Origin of the sequence: Curtobacterium sp. 1544, assembly GCF_040544915.1 — a bacterium.
Classification (GTDB): Bacteria; Actinomycetota; Actinomycetes; order Actinomycetales; family Microbacteriaceae; genus Curtobacterium; species Curtobacterium pusillum_C.
In genome coordinates, this window is the sequence record NZ_JBEPKX010000001.1 from 207,068 (window position 1) to 221,526 (window position 14,459).

Below are 14,459 nucleotides of genomic sequence, written 5' to 3' on the forward strand. Positions count from 1 at the left end.
CGTCGAAGGAGGCTCCGTGAAGGTCCGCAACTCGCTCAAGGCACGCAAGAAGATCCCCGGCTCGCAGGTGGTCCGCCGGCGTGGCCGCGTGTACGTCATCAACAAGAAGAACCCGCGCTGGAACACCCGCCAGGGGTGACGTCACCGGTGGTCCGTAGGGTGGTTCCATGCGACTGCTGCTCATCCGCCACGGCCAGACCCCTGCGAACGTGAACGGCGTCCTCGACGCCGAGGTCCCCGGACCGGGACTGACCGAACTCGGGCAGCAGCAGGCGGACGCACTCCCGGCGGCCCTCGCCGACCGGGGCATCGAGCGCCTGTTCGTCTCGACGATGGTCCGGACGCAGATCACCGCGGCACCCCTCGCCGCGTCGCTCGGCCTCGAGCCGGTCGTGCTGCCGGGTCTCCGCGAGATCGAGGCCGGCGACACCCAGGGCAAGCGCGACAAGGTGTCCGTGCAGATGTACATCTCGACGGTGCACGGGTGGTCGGCGGGGGACCGCAGCACGCGGATGCCCGGTGCCGAGAGCGGCGAGGAGTTCTTCGCCCGCTACGACGACGCCGTCCGGCAGATCCTGGAGACCGGGGTGGACGTCGCGGCCGCGTTCAGCCACGGCGCCGCGATCCGCACCTGGGCGAGTGCGGCGGCGGACAACACACCGGACCACTTCGGGACGCAGCGGCACCTGGAGAACACCGGGATCGTCGAGCTCGAGGGGTCGTTCGACGACGGCTGGCGCCTGGTCGACTGGGAGGGTGAGCCGGTCGGCGGCGAGCAGCTCATCGACCGGACCGCGCAGGACCCGACCGGCGAGCGGTTCTGAGCTGCGGCTCGCCACCGCACGCGCGGACAGACGGACTGGAGGCGCGGTGCCAGCTGCCACCGCGCCTCCAGTCCGAAGGGACGAGCGTTACGCGAGCTGCGAGGCGGACGTCAGCGGCACGATCACCCGGTGCGCCTCGCGCAGGACGTCGAGCGTCTGCTGGACCTCGTCCGCACGCTCCTCGGGCGTCCAGCCGAGCGAACCGGCGAGCACGTCGGCCAGCTCGTCGAGCAGGTCGATCGTGACGCCACCGACGAACGCGAGGTTCGTGCGGCGGAGCACCACGTCGACCAGGTGCACGGCCTGCTCGTGCTCGGCGAAGTACGCCACCTCGGCGCGGGTCATCGCGGGGTCGGACTCGAGCGGCTCGACGGGGCCGTCGACCAGGACGTCCACGACCTCGGCGGCACGGGTGCCGTAGCGCTCGAGGAGTCCCTCGACGACCGAGGCGTCGAGCCCGTCGCGGTGCGACTTGATCCAGAGGGCACGCTGGGCGTCCGTGGTGGGGAAGTCCTTGCCGCCACCGATCGGCATGCCCGTCGTGTCGACCGAGCGGGTGACGCCGAGCTTCGTGGTGGCCTCGGTCGACAGGTGTGCGGCGAGGGCACGGAAGGTCGTCCACTTGCCGCCGACGAGCGACAGCACGGTCGACCCCGGCAGCCCCGCGATGGGGGTGTCCACGATCCGGTAGTCACGCGAGACGAAGCCGGGGGCGGTGTCCTCGTGGCGGGGGAGCGGGCGGATGCCGGAGTAGCTGTAGACGATGTGGTCGCGGGTGACGTCGATCTGCGGGAACACGTGCTTCACGAGCCCGAAGAAGTAGTCGATCTCCTCGTCGGTCGTGGTGACAGGCTTCGACGGGTCGGCGTCGATGTCGGTCGTGCCGATGAGCACCCGGCCCTTGAGCGGGTAGATGAGCACGATGCGGCCGTCGTCGTTCTCGAAGAAGAGCTCGCGGCCCTTCGTCGCCTCGAGCAGCTCGTCGTTCTGCACGACGATGTGGGAGCCCTTCGTGCCGCCCATGAACTTCGTCTCGCCGCCGAACGCACCGTTCGTCAGGTCGGTCCAGGGGCCGGAGGCGTTGATGACGACGTCGGCCGTGAACACGAACTCGTTGCCGGTCTCGCGGTCGCGGAGCAGCACGCCGCCGTCGCGGGTGCCGGCGGCCTCGACGTAGTTGGTCGCGCGCGCGGTCGCGGCGGAGCCGGTGCCTTTGCCGGCCGCGAGGCCGTCCTTGAGCACGTCGAGCGCGAGACGCTCCGGCTCGTGCACGGACGCGTCGTAGTAGGTGCCCGTGTACTTCAGGTCCTTGTTGAGGGCCGGCATGTCCTCGAGCGCGGCCTTCTTCGTGCGGAAGACGTGCTTCGGGACGGAGCCGCCGTCGCGCGAGAAGGAGTCGTAGATCGTCATGCCGATCTTGATGAGCATCGCGCCACGCTCCTTCGTGGAGCGCTGCTTGTGCGTCAGCATGCGCAGCGGGGCGTTCATGATGCCCGAGAAGGTCGAGAAGATCGGCATCGTCGTCTGCAGCGGCTTGACGTAGTGCGGGGCGATGCGGATGAGGCCGTTGCGCTCTTGCACGCTCTCGCGCACCAGGCGGAACTCGCCGTTCTCGAGGTAGCGGATGCCGCCGTGGATCATGTGGCTCGACGCGGCGGAGGCGCCGGAGGCGTAGTCGCCGCGTTCGACGAGGGCGACGTCGACCCCCTGCAGGGCGAGGTCGCGGAAGGTGGCGATGCCGTTGATGCCGCCACCGACGACGAGGACCTGTGCGTTCGGGCGCTCCGTGAGCGCGTTCACCGTGTTCCGGGGCTGCGTCTTCTTCGACATGCTGCGTCGCTTCCTTGGTCGGTTCCGTGGGGTTCGACACCGATCGTGCGCCTCGGGTGAGAGGTCGGGCAACTTGCGTGCACGAACGTGCAGCACACCTGTGGACACGGCCCCGACAGCGGCCAGGAGGCGCGACAGGGGTTGCAGAGGCCGTGCACGTCCGTGCATGGTTGCGTTCTACCGATCGGAGCACGATGAGCGATGCGGCTCAGCCCATGCGGACGCAGCAGGCGCTGCGCGCCGCGCACCTCTACTACCTGCAGGACCTGACGATGGACGCCATCGCCGACGAGCTCGCGACGTCGCGGTCGTCGGTGTCGCGCCTGTTGAAGTACGCCCGGGACACCGGGCTCGTCGACATCCAGATCCGTTCGCCCCTCGACCAGGCCGCCGCGCTGAGCCGCAGCATCCGGTCGCGCTTCGGTGTGCACGCGCACGTGGTGCCGGTGCCGGACCACACGAGCGACGTCGACCGGCTCGAGCGGGTCGCCCTGTCCGCCGCACGGATCCTCACGCAGTACGTCGAGTCGAACATGGTCATCGGCATCTCGTGGGGTTCGACCGTGAGCGCGGTCAGCCGCTACCTGGTGCCGAAGACGACCCACGGCTCGACGGTCGTGCAGATCAACGGTGCCGCGAACACCCGCACCACCGGCATCGTCTACGCGTCCGAGATCCTCCGCAGGTTCGGCGAGGCCTACGGCGCGTTCGTGCAGCAGTTCCCCGTCCCGGCGTTCTTCGACGACCCCGCGACGAAGGAGGCCCTGTTCCGGGAACGCTCGATCCGCCGCGTGCTCGACCTGCACGAGCGCATGGACCTCGTCGTGTTCGGCGTCGGCGCACCCCAGGCACCGGTGCCCTCGCACGTGTACTCCGGCGGCTACCTCGACCCGTCCGACCGTGACGAGCTCACGAAGGCCCAGGTGGTCGGGGACGTCTCGACCGTGTTCTACCGGGCCGACGGGTCGTGGAAGGACATCGGCGTGAACGCCCGCGCGGGGGCGCCGGACCTCGACACGATCAAGCGTGCGCCTCGTCGGGTCTGCGTCGTCGCCGGACGGTCGAAGGCGGCGTCGCTGAAGGGAGCGCTCGCCGCCGGGCTCATCACCGACCTCATCCTGGACGAAAGCGTCGGGCAGGCGATCCTGCAGCCCTGAGCGGCGCTCTGCGTCACCTTCCGAACTACTTTGTCGGTGGTGCGCAGTACGTTCTGGAGCATGGTTGCCACGATCGATCCGCGCCGTCCCGGCGACACCCGGTACTACCGGCGGCTCGTGGGCACCGACATCGACCAGGCGCTGGCGTTCTTCGGCGGCGACTACGACTTCCGGGCCCCCTCCGTCCGGCGGACCCGCAAGCAGTGCCACTGGGACTTCGCGGGGGTCGGCGACGACCGGATGTCGCTGCGGTCGTCCCGGTTCATGGTCGACCTCCGGAGCGACAGCCGGGTCGACGACCAGTTCCTCGTCGCCTGGATGCGCAGCGGGTCGAGCACGATCACGTACGGCGGCGAACAGCACGACCTCGAGCCCGGCGTGCCCGTGGTCCTGCCGTTCGACGACACCTACGAGCTCCACCACCGCGACATCGCGCTCAACCTCGTGCACCTCGACGCCGGGTTCCTCCGGTCCGTCGTGGGCGAGGACGACTTCGCCTTCGAGCCCCTGCGCCGCCCGTCGACCGAGGGCATGCGTGCGTGGCAGTCGGTCGTCCGCGCGCACTCGGCCACGTGGCTCGACGTCGACCACGAGCTGACCGCGACGGTGCAGCGGGACATCGCCGAGGCGTTCGCGACCGCGGCGATCGCGGCGTTCCCGCAGCGCAGCCGGTGGCGGTCGACGGTGACCGGCAGCGGACCCGAGCACCAGCGGCTCCGGCGGGCGCTCGAGTACGTGCTCGAGCACGCACGTGAACCGATCGGCACGCCGGAGATCGCGGCGGCGGCCGGGCTCAGTCCGCGCGGGCTGCAGCAGTCCCTCCGTCGGCACCTCGACCAGACCCCGGGTGACCTGCTCCGTGGCGTACGGCTCGACGGCGCTCGAGCCGACCTCGTCCGGGGCGACCGCGACGACACGTCGGTGGCGGACGTCGCCCGGGCGTGGGGCTTCGGGCACCTCGGCCGGTTCTCGGCGACGTACCGCTCCCGCTTCGGGGAACTGCCGAGCGAGTCCCTCCGCGCTCGGTAGCGTGGCGGGATGGACACCGTCGTCACCGCCCTCCGTTCCGCGCTCGCCGACCCGGACGGCGCCGTCGTCCGGACCGAGCCGGGTGTGCTCGACGCCGCTCGGACGGACAAGTCCGGCTGGATCGCGCCCGGTGGGCCCGTCGCCGTGGTCGAGGCCCGGACGGTCGAGCACGTGCAGGCGACCCTCCGGACGTGTTCCGCGCTCGGCGTGTCGGTCGTCCCGCGCGGCGCCGGCACCGGGCTCGCGGGCGGTGCGAACGGTACCGAGGGCAGCGTCGTCCTGAGCGTGGCGCGCATGGACCGCATCCTCGGGGTGTCGACGCAGGACGAGTACGCGATCGTCGAACCCGGTGTGCTGAACGGCGATCTGAACGCCGCGGTCGCCGAGTTCGGCCTGCGCTTCGCGCCCGATCCGGCGAGTGCGGCGATCTCGAGCGTCGGCGGCAACATCGCCACGAACGCCGGCGGCCTGCGCTGCGTGAAGTACGGCGTGACCCGCGAAGCGGTGCTGGGGCTCGACGTCGTCCTGGCCGATGGTCGGCTCGTGTCGACGGGGCACCGGACCGTGAAGGGTGTCACCGGCCTCGACCTCACGGCGCTGCTCGTCGGGTCGGAGGGCACGCTCGGCGTGATCGTCGGCGCGACCGTACGACTCGTGCCGATCCCGGAGGGCGAGCCCGCGACGCTGGCCGCCGTCTTCCCGGACGTCGAGCGCGCGGCGTGGGCTGCGGCGCTCGTCGTCACCGATGCTGCCCGTCCGTCGACCGTCGAACTGCTCGACCGGGCGGCGCTCGAGGGGATCGCGGCCTACCTCGGGCCGGACGTGATGGCCCAGACGACGGGGAGTACCTCGGCGGACGGGGTGTTCCTCCTCGTCGAGTGGGACGGCCCGGGCGCGACGGAGGCGGCGCTGGGAGCCGTGCCGCGCCTCCAGACCGAGGGCGGGACCGTCCACCTGGCCGGGTCGGCGGCGGAACGCGACCGCCTGCTGACGATCCGTCGCTCGTTCCACCCGGCGATGGAGGCCCGTGGTCGCGTGCTCATCGAGGACGTCGCCGTGCCGCGGAGCCGACTCGCCGAGATGTTCGCGCGGATCGAGGAGATCGGCACCCGGTACGGCATCGCGATCCCGACGGTGGCGCACGCGGGGGACGGCAACCTGCACCCGAACTTCGTGTTCGACGGTGACGACGTGCCACCGCACGTGTGGCAGGCGGCCGACGCGATGTTCCGTGCGGCGATCGAACTCGGCGGGACGCTGACGGGCGAGCACGGGGTGGGGGTGCTCAAGCGGCGGTGGATCGGCGACGAACTCGGCGACGACGTGCTCGAGCTGCAGCGGGGCATCCGGACGGTGTTCGACCCCGCGGGGATCCTCAACCCGGGCAAGGTGTTCTGAGCGCTCCACCGAATCTCGTCGCACCGATCGACCCTTCTGCGACAGATCGTTCGGGTGTAATGCTGCTGTAACGAATCCGGTGCTCAATGGTGGGGACAGCAGCACCGCCCACGAAGGAGTCCGCAATGCTCATCGGCGTCCCCACCGAGATCAAGAACAACGAGTTCCGCGTCGCCGCCACCCCGGCCGGCGTCGCCGAGCTGACGCTGCACGGCCACCAGGTACTGGTGCAGGCGGGGGCGGGCGACGGCTCCTCGTTCCCCGACGCCGAGTACGCCGCCGCCGGCGCGACCGTGGTCCCGACCGCGGCCGACGTCTGGTCACGCGCCGAGATGATCCTCAAGGTGAAGGAGCCGGTCGCGTCGGAGTACGCCTCGATCCGCCCCGGGCAGGTCCTGTTCACGTACCTGCACCTCGCCGCAGACCGGCCGCTCACCGACGCCCTCGTCGACTCCGGCGCCACCGCGATCGCGTACGAGACCGTGCAGCTGCCGGACCGTTCGCTGCCGCTGCTCTCGCCGATGTCCGAGATCGCCGGACGGCTGTCCGCACAGGTCGGCGCGAACCACCTCATGCGCACGAAGGGCGGCCGCGGGCTGCTGCTCGGCGGGGTCCCCGGCACGCCGAAGGGCCGCGTCGTCGTGATCGGCGGCGGCGTCGCGGGGGAGCACGCTACGACCATGGCGCTCGGGATGGGCGCGGACGTCACCGTGTTCGACATCAGCCTGCCCCGGCTGCGCGCGCTCGACGCCCGGTTCGACGGTCGGGTCACGACGCTCCGGTCCTCGTCGCACGCGATCGCCGAGTCGCTGCGGGACGCTGACCTCGTGATCGGGTCGGTGCTGATCCCCGGAGCCTCGGCGCCGAAGCTCGTGACCGACGCCATGGTCGCGGACATGCAGCCCGGCTCGGTGCTCGTCGACATCGCGATCGACCAGGGCGGCTGCTTCGAGGGCTCGCACCCGACGACCCACGACGACCCGACGTTCGCCGTGCACGACTCGGTGTACTACTGCGTGGCGAACATGCCCGGTGCCGTGCCCCGCACCAGCACGATCTCGCTGACGAACGCGACGCTGCCGTACGCCGTGGCGATCGCGAACCAGGGGTGGGAGGCGGCGACCGCTGCGGATCCGGCGCTCGCGCTCGGGGTGAACGTGCACGCGGGGCAGGTCGTCAACGAGGCCGTGGCGGCCGCGCACGGCCTCGTGCCCGCCGCGCGCTGAGCGCGCGGGCGCGGCGCGGCCGCGGCGCCCGGTGGACGGCGGGCTCGGGCGGCTTCCGCGAAAGCGACAGATTTCCGCCGATGTTCGGCGGGAATCTGTCGCTTCGGCGGAGCGGACCACGCTCAGTGCGCGAAGTGTGTCGCTTTCGCGCCTCCGGCCACCGCGGCAGGCGCGCCGCGCCACCCGGCCCGGGCCCGCACCACGAGCGTCACGACGACTGCCGCAGCCGCGGCCACCACCGCGGCGACGGCGGTCGGCGTCGACACGAGCGGTCCGTCGAGCCGCGCGACCGCGACCCACGCCAGCCCCCACGCGAGCGACGCCGCCGGCGCCAGGCGCCCCCGGCCCCACACCGCGAGCAGGACCCCGACGAGTCCGGCGACGAGCGCCACGACGACCCCCCAGACGTCCTGGCCCAGCCCGAAGCCCCGGAAGCCCGCAGCCGTCAGCACCGCGGCCGTGTTCGCCGCCGTCGCGACGCACACCCACCCGAGGTACAGCCCGAACGTGCCGTCGGTGACGATCGCCTCGACGACGCCCGACGGTCGGGAGCGCCGCAGCAGCACGAACGTCCACACCAGCACCGCGAGCAGCGCCACGATGATCGGTTCGCTCAGCCACAGGAACCCGAACTGCACGGACAGGATCCACGCCGCGTTGAGTAGGAGGGACAGCACGACGGGCAGGGTGAGCCGCGCGTGCCGGTCGTCGTCCGCCGTGCGGAAGCACTGCCGGATCGCGTACGCCAGCAGCCCGACGTAGATGACGCTCCAGATCGCGAACGCCGGCCCGTCCGGCGCGATGGCCGTGGAGGACGCCGACAGCGCGCCGCCCGCCGCGTCCTGGATCGGCGTCCCGCCGGCTGCCCCGGAGCCGACGAACGCGCCGACCACCGCGACGACCGCACTCACCGCGACCGCGATCCGTCTCCAGATCCTCTTCATGTCAGCCCCTTTCGTCAGCATGCTGATGACCTGCACCGTAGGCGCGTGACCGGCCACGGCGCGCAGCGCACGTCCAGCAGACGGGGGACGGGCCGGACGGGAGGCGCGGTGCACCCCCGCCCCGCACCGGACGTCCGCCGCCCAGGCGCGTGGGGTAGGCACGTCGGCATGGAACAGGCAGTCGAGGCCGTCGTCGCCATCACCGCACCGTCGCAGGCCGATCGCGTCCGGACGCTCCTGGAGCACGGCCGTCACGACAAGGTGGAGCGCCAGCTCGCCCGGTCTGGGTGGTGGCGTCCGGAAGCCGTCGAGGACGTCTCCGTGGACCCGGCGGCGGCGGTGCACGGCGCCGCCGCCGACACGACGCTGTGGTCGTTCGAGCGGTCCGGTTGGGTCGAGGTCGACGTCGCGACCGCCGCCGAGCGGATCACGGACGGGTACTTCGCCCTCTTCGTCGCCGGCGACGGCACGGTCGTCTTCGCGCCGGAGGGCAGGACTCGGTACCGATCCGTGCGCTGAAGCGCGCCGTGGAGTGCCGTGGGGCGCTGCGGGCGCCCGGGTGCGTACGGTGGGCACGTGACCGTCGAGCTGAACACCGTCTACGTCGACCGGATCGCCCCGATCCCGAGTCCCTCGCTCGACGACACCTTCCGGATGCTCGAGGACCAGGGCGCCAGCGCGTGCATCGTGCTGCACCAGCCCGACGCGCAGGAGCTCGGCGACGTCGCGGTCGCCCTCGGCCTGCACGAGCTGGCGGTGGAGGACTCCGCCGAGGGCCACCAGCGCCCGAAGCTCGAGCGCTACGGCAAGACCCTGTTCGTCGTGCTCAAGCCGGCGCTCTACAACGACCAGGCGGAAGAGGTCGAGTTCGGCGAGGTGCACGCCTTCGTCGGCGAGGAGTTCTTCCTCGCGGTCGTGCAGGCGGACCCGCGCGGCAAGCAGAACGTCCCGCGTGCCCTGCAGCGGATGAGCGGCAAGCCGGGCCTCGTGACGGTGGGACCGCAGGCGCAGCTCTGGGCGCTGATGGACTCGATCGTCGACGGCTACGTGCCGGTGATCGACGGGCTGGAGGAGGACATCAACCAGATCGAGGACCAGCTCTTCGCGGGCGAGGCCGGGGTCTCCCGACGCATCTACGAGCTGTTCGGCGAGGTCGTCGACTTCCAGCGTGCCGCCCGGCCGCTCGTGTACATGATCGAGAACCTGCACCGCGGTGCCGAGAAGTACCACCTGCCGGTGGAGATGCAGCGCCGCTTCCGTGACGTCCTCGACCACGCCATCCGCACCGTCGAGCGCCTCGACACCTTCCGTCAGCTGCTGCAGAACGCCCTGACGGTCGACTCGACCCTCGCGGCGCAGAAGCAGAACGACGACACGAAGAAGATCTCCGGGTGGGCGGCGATCCTGTTCGCGCCGACGCTCGTCGCGGCGATCTACGGCATGAACTTCACACACATGCCCGAGCTGCAGTGGCCGTGGGGGTACCCGCTGGCGATCGTGGCGATGGTGCTGTTCGCGGCGGTCCTCTGGGTGGTGTTCAAGGTCAAACGCTGGTTCTGATGGAGACTGGGGCGGTGCCCACGAACGACGTCGTCCACCTGACCGCCGGAGGCGTCTCCCTCGTCCTCGACTGCCGGGACCACGCCCTGCCGGCGGTGGTGCACTGGGGTGCCGCCCTCGGCCTGCTCGACGACACCGAGCTCGCTGCCCTGGCCGACGCGGACGTCGCGCCGGTCGCCCCGAACGAGGCCGACGTGCCGGTGCGCCTGGCGATCCTGCCCGAGCCGCACCGCGGGTGGACGGGCCGCCCAGGGCTGTCCGGGCACCGGGACGGCCGGGACTGGTCGCCGGCGTTCACGGTGGAGCACCTCGACGTCGACACCGAACCCGGCACCGGCACCGAGACGGGCCAAAGCCAAAGCCAAAGCCAAGGCCGAGGCCAGGGCCAGGGCCGCGGCCCGGGCTCGGTGACCGCCCACGCCGTCGACCGCACCGCCGGCCTCGCGCTCCGCCTGACCGTCGAGATGCTGCCCTCCGGACTCGTCCGCACCCGTGCCGCCGTCACGAACACCGCCGAGGGCACGTACACCGTCGACGACCTCACCCTGGCGCTCCCGATCCCGTCCCACGCCCGCGAGGTCCTGGACTTCGCCGGCCGCTGGGGCAAGGAACGCACCCCGCAGCGCCGCGAACTCTCCGTCGGCACCCACGAGCGCGAGGGGCGGAAGGGCCGCACGGGTGCCGACGCCGCGACGGTCCTCAGCGTCGGGACGCCCGGGTTCGGCTTCGCCCGCGGCGAGGTGTGGGGCGTGCACACGGCGTGGAGCGGCAACCACCGACACCTCGCCGAACGTCTGGCGACCGGTCGGCAGGTCGTCGGCGGCGGCGAACTGCTGCTGCCCGGCGAGGTCCAGCTCGACACCGGGCAGACGTACGAGGGCCCCTGGCTGTACGCGGCGTACGGGGACGGCCTCGACGACCAGGCGCGCCGGTTCCACCGGTGGCTCCGGAGCCGCCCGAGCCACCCGACGACCCCGCGCCCGACGACCCTCAACGTCTGGGAGGCCGTCTACTTCGACCACGACCTCGCTCGCCTGACCGACCTCGCCGAACGCGCGGCACGTCTCGGGGTCGAGCGCTGGGTCCTCGACGACGGCTGGTTCCGACACCGCCGGAACGACCACGCGGGTCTCGGCGACTGGTACGTCGACGAGGACGTCTGGCCCGACGGCCTCGGTCCGATCGTCGACCGTGTCCGGGCCCTCGGCATGGAGTTCGGCCTGTGGTTCGAGCCGGAGATGGTCAACGAGGACAGCGACCTCGCCCGCGCCCACCCGGAGTGGATCCTGCAGGCCGACGGTCGCCTGCCGATCCGGTCGCGCCACCAGCAGGTGCTGAACCTGGCGATACCGGAGGCCTTCGCGTACCTGCTGGAACGGATGACGGCGATCATCGGCGAGTACGGCATCGAGTACGTGAAGTGGGACCACAACCGCGACCTCGTCGAGGCCGGTCACCCGGGCGGCTCCGCGGCCGTGCACGAGCAGACCCTCGCCGCCTACCGGCTGATGGCCACGCTCAAGGAGCGCTTCCCGACGCTCGAGATCGAGTCGTGCTCGTCGGGTGGTGCCCGGGTCGACCTCGGCGTCCTCGAGCACACCGACCGGGTGTGGGTGTCGGACGACATCGACCCGCTCGAACGGCAGCAGATGCACCGGTGGACGCAACAGCTCCTGCCCCCGGAGCTCCTGGGGTCGCACGTCGCGAGCGGGCGGAACCACACGACCGGCCGCGTGCACGACCTCGCCTTCCGCGCGGGCACCGCGATCGTCGGGCACTTCGGCATCGAGTGGGACCTCGCGCAGGCGACCCCGGCCGAGGAATCAGCGCTCGCCGAGTGGATCGCGTTGTACCGAGAGTGGCGCGGGCTGCTGCACGGCGGGGACCTGGTCCGGGTCGACGAGGTGGACGACACCCGCCTCGTGTACGGCACCGTCGCGCCGGACAGGCGGGAGGCACTGTTCTTCTTCGCCAGCGTCGGTCGGTCCGAGGTGTCGGGCACCGGACGCATCACCTTCCGCGACCTGGACGCCGACACGGTCTACCGCGTCGACCCGGTCGTCGTCGGGGATGGCCACGGGATCACGGCACCCGCGTGGTGGGCCAGTGAGCGGGTGTTCCGGGGGAGCGCGCTGGAGCGCGTCGGCCTGCAGCCGCCGCTCGTCCCGGCGGACTGCGTGGTGCCGTTCCGTCTGACGGCCGTCTGACCGCAACGGGGCACCCGGCCTGGAGGCGCGGGTCGGCTCACCGGGTCCGTCCAGGTCCTTCGCATGGTCGCCCCATGCAACCTGGCCAGGATCACAGGAAGCGCATCGACCGGCGCCTCCGCTCGGAAGGACCTCCCCATGCAGTGCCCCAACGACCAGGCCACCCTCGTGATGTCGGAGCGGTCCGGCATCGAGATCGACTACTGCCCCGAGTGCCGGGGCGTGTGGCTCGACCGCGGTGAGCTCGACAAGATCATCGAGCGCGGCTCTGGTGCGCCCACGCAGACGCCGCCGCCGGCGCCGCAGGCGCAGCAGGCCGTGCCGAACCCCGCCTACCCGCAGTCCGGCGGGCCGTACCCGCAGCCGTCGTACGCGCCCGGGATGGCCGTGCCCCGCAACGGGTACGCGTCGCCGGGGTCGCCCGGATCGCCGGGGTCGTGGGACAAGGGTCGCCGCGGGTACGGGCAGCCCGGGTACGGGCAGCAGTACGGCCAGCCCGGGTACGGGCAGCAGCAGTACGGGTACGGCAAGAAGCGTCGCGGCAACTGGTTGAGCGAGCTCTTCGACTGATCGTCCGGCGTCCTCGCGTGTCCGGTGCCGGTGGGGCGAGCCAGTAGGCTTCCCGATATGCCGCACACCGGACACGCGACACGCACGACCCCTGTCTGGGCCCTCAAGCTCGCCGTGGTCACCGGCCTCGTCGGGGTCGCGGGCGGCATCGCCGGCGTCTCGGTCTGGCTCGCCCTGCAGCTCATCCAGTTCGTCGCGTTCGGGTACCCGTTCGGCGGCCACCTCGAGGCAGCCGACGCCCCCTCGGCCCTGAACCGGTTCCTGGCGCTCGTCGCCGCCGGTGTCCTGACCGGGTTCGCCTGGTGGGCCCTCCGACGCTGGGGTTGCCCGATCGTCTCGGTGCCCGCTGCCGTCGGCGGCAAGCGGATGCCGTCCCTGGCCACGGTCGCCAACGCGGGCGTGCAGATCCTCGCCGTGGGCCTCGGCGCCTCCATCGGCAAGGAGGTCGCCCCGCGTGAGATCGGTGCCTGGCTGGCCCAGCTCGTCACCGCCCGGGCCGGGCTGACCGGGCGAGAGACGAAGATCCTCGTGGCCTGCGGCGCGGCCGCCGGTCTCGCCGCCGTGTACGACGTCCCCCTCGGCGGAGCGCTCTTCGCGGTCGAGGTCCTGCTCGGCGAGCTGACCTTCGCCACCGCGCTGCCGGCGTTCGCCACGAGTGCGGTCGCGGCGTTCGTCGCGCGCCTCGTCATCCCGGACGAGGTCCTGTACCACGTGCCCGCGATGCACCTCTCGCCGTCCCTGCTCGTCTGGGCCGTGATCGTCGGGCCCGTGCTCGGCTTCGCCGGGGTCGGCTTCGTGAAGCTCACCAACCGGCTGCAGGGGCTCGCACCGAAGGGGTGGCACCTGCTCGTCGTGCTGCCGGTCGTCTTCGCGATGGTGGGGCTCATCGCGGTGCCCTTCCCGGAGATCCTCGGCAACGGCCGGGCGCTCGGGCTCGTCGCCATGAACTCCTCCCTCGATGCCGGTTCGGTCGCGGGCCTGTCGCCGATCGTGTTCCTGCTCGTGCTGGGCGTCATCCGGACGATCACGACCTCCGCCACCATCGGCGCCGGAGCCGTCGGTGGCACGCTCACCCCGTCCATCGCCATCGGGTCGGCCGTCGGTGGCGGCCTCGGTGGGCTCTGGCTCCTGCTCTGGCCGACCGACGGCCCGAGCCTCACGGCGTTCGCGTTCATCGGGGCAGCGGCGTTCCTCGCGACGACGATGCGGGCACCCTTCACCGCGCTCGTGCTCGTCGTCGAGTTCACGCAGCAGGGGACCGACATCCTCATCCCGTCGTTGCTCGCCGTCTCCGGTTCGGTCGCGGTCGGCTACGTGCTCGCCCGTCGGCGCAGCGCGCAGATGGTCTGAACAGTTCGTCACGATCTCGCGCGTATCCCGGACGCCAGGCCTAGCATCGGCGGCAGGACGGGGCGCAGGGCTCCGCACCGAGGCGAGGAGCACCCGATGGCGGGGTTCGACGACATCACGAAGAAGGCCCAGGACTTCCTGAAGGACGGCAAGGTCCAGGACGCCCTGAAGAGCGAGAAGGCCGAGGGCATCAGCGACAAGGTGCTCGACGGCGTCGCCGGCGCGGTGAAGAAGGCGACGGGCGGCAAGTTCGACGACAAGATCGAGGGTGCGCGCGACGCTGCCGACAAGCAGGTCGGCAACGAGTAGTCGCACGACAGGAGGGCCCCGGACCGATCGGCGAGCGCCTATCAGATATGCACAT

The 14,459-nt window shown here is 71.7% G+C and carries 14 protein-coding genes; 12 read left to right on the forward strand and 2 right to left on the reverse strand.

What is annotated here, in order from left to right; all coding sequences use genetic code 11:
• Positions 1-16 precede the first annotated feature (16 nt).
• Both ykgO and ABIC61_RS01000 read left to right on the forward strand, forming a co-directional pair.
• Positions 17-139, forward strand: a complete 123-nt coding sequence (gene ykgO, locus ABIC61_RS00995; protein ID WP_354028474.1) for a type B 50S ribosomal protein L36 — start codon at positions 17-19, stop codon at positions 137-139.
• A 28-nt stretch (positions 140-167) separates the two neighbouring features.
• Complete coding sequence (locus ABIC61_RS01000; RefSeq protein WP_144751703.1) at positions 168-824, forward strand: histidine phosphatase family protein; 657 nt, start codon at positions 168-170, stop codon at positions 822-824.
• Between the two features lie 87 nt (positions 825-911).
• Here the strand turns inward: ABIC61_RS01000 and ABIC61_RS01005 are convergent, their stop codons facing one another.
• A complete protein-coding gene (locus tag ABIC61_RS01005; protein ID WP_354028475.1) occupies positions 912-2,654 on the reverse strand; it encodes a glycerol-3-phosphate dehydrogenase/oxidase in 1,743 nt (580 codons plus the stop codon).
• 194 nt (positions 2,655-2,848) lie between these two features.
• Between ABIC61_RS01005 and ABIC61_RS01010 the strand changes: the two genes are divergently transcribed.
• The 4 genes from ABIC61_RS01010 to ald all read left to right on the forward strand — a co-directional run bounded on the left by ABIC61_RS01010 (position 2,849) and on the right by ald (position 7,464).
• Positions 2,849-3,811 (forward strand): sugar-binding transcriptional regulator, encoded by a 963-nt coding sequence (locus tag ABIC61_RS01010; RefSeq protein WP_079236723.1) that lies wholly within the window; start codon positions 2,849-2,851, stop codon positions 3,809-3,811.
• 60 nt (positions 3,812-3,871) lie between these two features.
• Positions 3,872-4,840: a helix-turn-helix transcriptional regulator gene (locus tag ABIC61_RS01015; protein WP_354028476.1), complete on the forward strand. Its 969-nt coding sequence runs from the start codon at positions 3,872-3,874 to the stop codon at positions 4,838-4,840.
• A gap of 9 nt (positions 4,841-4,849) precedes the next feature.
• On the forward strand, positions 4,850-6,238 hold the full coding sequence (locus tag ABIC61_RS01020; RefSeq protein WP_354028477.1) for an FAD-binding oxidoreductase: 1,389 nt from the start codon (positions 4,850-4,852) through the stop codon (positions 6,236-6,238).
• A 125-nt stretch (positions 6,239-6,363) separates the two neighbouring features.
• Positions 6,364-7,464, forward strand: coding sequence for an alanine dehydrogenase (ald, locus tag ABIC61_RS01025; RefSeq protein WP_144751717.1), 1,101 nt, complete (start codon positions 6,364-6,366; stop codon positions 7,462-7,464).
• A gap of 122 nt (positions 7,465-7,586) precedes the next feature.
• Here the strand turns inward: ald and ABIC61_RS01030 are convergent, their stop codons facing one another.
• Positions 7,587-8,408: a TspO-related membrane protein gene (locus tag ABIC61_RS01030; RefSeq protein WP_354028478.1), complete on the reverse strand. Its 822-nt coding sequence runs from the start codon at positions 8,406-8,408 to the stop codon at positions 7,587-7,589.
• A 168-nt stretch (positions 8,409-8,576) separates the two neighbouring features.
• On the opposite strand from ABIC61_RS01030, the gene ABIC61_RS01035 reads away from it, so the two are divergent.
• From ABIC61_RS01035 to ABIC61_RS01060, 6 genes are all read left to right on the forward strand, one after another.
• Positions 8,577-8,927 (forward strand): hypothetical protein, encoded by a 351-nt coding sequence (locus tag ABIC61_RS01035; RefSeq protein WP_354028479.1) that lies wholly within the window; start codon positions 8,577-8,579, stop codon positions 8,925-8,927.
• Positions 8,928-8,984: 57 nt separating this feature from the next.
• Positions 8,985-9,968, forward strand: coding sequence for a magnesium and cobalt transport protein CorA (locus ABIC61_RS01040; protein WP_144751726.1), 984 nt, complete (start codon positions 8,985-8,987; stop codon positions 9,966-9,968).
• Positions 9,968-12,175 carry an alpha-galactosidase gene (locus ABIC61_RS01045; protein ID WP_354028480.1) on the forward strand — a complete coding sequence of 736 codons (2,208 nt, stop codon included), beginning with the start codon at positions 9,968-9,970 and terminating at the stop codon, positions 12,173-12,175. The genes ABIC61_RS01040 and ABIC61_RS01045 overlap by 1 nt, the downstream gene beginning before the upstream one ends.
• Before the next feature lie 138 nt (positions 12,176-12,313).
• A complete protein-coding gene (locus ABIC61_RS01050) occupies positions 12,314-12,745 on the forward strand; it encodes a TFIIB-type zinc ribbon-containing protein (protein WP_354028481.1) in 432 nt (143 codons plus the stop codon).
• Positions 12,746-12,802: 57 nt separating this feature from the next.
• A complete protein-coding gene (locus ABIC61_RS01055; RefSeq protein WP_354028482.1) occupies positions 12,803-14,095 on the forward strand; it encodes a chloride channel protein in 1,293 nt (430 codons plus the stop codon).
• Between the two features lie 96 nt (positions 14,096-14,191).
• Positions 14,192-14,404 (forward strand): Rv0909 family putative TA system antitoxin, encoded by a 213-nt coding sequence (locus ABIC61_RS01060; RefSeq protein WP_354028483.1) that lies wholly within the window; start codon positions 14,192-14,194, stop codon positions 14,402-14,404.
• Positions 14,405-14,459: the final 55 nt, after the last annotated feature.